The following is a 1,482-nucleotide window of genomic DNA, read 5'->3' on the forward strand; positions in this document are numbered from 1 at the left end:
GTTTTTAGCAGGCAATCCGGGGACACTGGAAGACACCAAATTAATCACACCAGAGATTTGACCTGCATCGAGCACACGACCAGGAAACAGCGACACCATGATAGAAGCAGTGGGCTTTTGTTGTTCACGCAAAAAGACACTATTTTTTGGTATAGCGAGGTGAACACGAGCCGACTCAACGACGTTGAGAGATTCAATCGTGCGGGCCAACTCACCTTCAATCGCACGTTGGTAATTGATTTGTTCTGCAAACTGGCTGATACCAAATTTTTGGTTATCCATCAGTTCAAAACCAGCGCCACTGGCCTTGGGTAGGCCTTGAGAAGCCAGTTTTAAACGTGTTTCATAGACATTTTCAGTTGGCACAGAAATGACCCCACCAGGACCAAGCTGATAGGGAACGTTCATTTGCTGAAGGGCGGCGGTGATTTGACCGCCATCTTTGTCAGAAATATTGCTAAACAGGACTTTATATGCAGGTTGTTTATTCCATAGCACCAATGCAATGATGATTGCTACGATTGCAGCAAGCCCTGCAAAAAGCAGTATTTTTTTATTGGAAGGGAGGTTTTTGTATCTCTCAACCGCTTCACGGATCCGTGTTTGCAGGGTCATCGAATTTTGCTCTGCCAGTTCAGCCATATCATCAGGGAATTTTTTGCACGTTGAGTCCTGCCGTACCGCGACTATGCTCGGCACAGGCACAAGGTCGTATTATCATACGAAAACACGATTATATTTGTGTGTTCATCACTTCCTGATAAGCAGAGACCAATTTATTACGCACTTGCACCATGGTCTGGAATGACAAGCTGGCCTTTTGCAAAGAAATCATCACATCATGGAGATTCACAGTTTCGTCGCCCAGCTCAAATTTTTTCTGTAACGACTGGGAAGCTTGTTGCAAGCTATTCACATCTTTCAGTGCAGAACCTAACACATCAGAAAAATCAACCCCCGAAACGGATTCCTGACCGGCTACCGGTGTCGCTGGTTTATTTGTTGCTAGCGCGGAAACCGCGCGTAACTCGCCAAGTAATTGGTCAATACCTTGCGTACTCATAATGTATTCCTCAATGTGAAAGCGAGCTATCAGGGGGGGTGAGGGCAGAAGAAGGCAGGTCTATTTCTTCTGTATCATCCATCCGATATCTTTGCAATTTGTAGCGCAACGTCCGTTCGCTGATCCCCAAGCGTTGAGCTGCAAGTTTTTTGACGCCACCCACAGAAGATAGGGTATCAAGGATATGTTGCCGCTCCAAGCTACGAATATCTGATTGCACCGTTTCTGCACCAGACCGCAACGCTGATATTTTGTTTTCTTTATTTGCCAACATCAGATCAGCTGCATGAATCACACCACCTGATGCAAGCACACATGCTCTCTGCATCACGTTTTGTAACTCGCGGATGTTACCGTCCCACGCATGGGCAGTCAAACAATGCACAGCATCTGTAGACAAAGACCAAGCATGTCCTGTG

Annotated in this window: 3 protein-coding genes; all 3 read right to left on the reverse strand. The window is 46.2% G+C overall.

Annotated elements, in window-relative coordinates:
• Positions 1 to 615 (reverse strand): flagellar basal-body MS-ring/collar protein FliF (gene fliF, locus G465_RS0112775; protein WP_245556798.1); only part of this gene is annotated, 615 nt, incomplete at its 3' end.
• 118 nt (positions 616 to 733) lie between these two features.
• The gene (fliE, locus tag G465_RS0112780; RefSeq protein WP_022654817.1) at positions 734 to 1,063 is read right to left on the reverse strand and encodes a flagellar hook-basal body complex protein FliE; all 330 of its coding nucleotides are present in this window, start codon (positions 1,061 to 1,063) and stop codon (positions 734 to 736) included.
• 10 nt (positions 1,064 to 1,073) lie between these two features.
• The coding region (locus tag G465_RS14835; protein ID WP_027405461.1) for an AAA-type ATPase lid domain-containing protein at positions 1,074 to 1,482 on the reverse strand (409 nt) is incomplete at its 5' end.

This window comes from Aquaspirillum serpens DSM 68 (assembly GCF_000420525.1).
Taxonomy (GTDB): Bacteria; Pseudomonadota; Gammaproteobacteria; order Burkholderiales; family Aquaspirillaceae; genus Aquaspirillum; species Aquaspirillum serpens.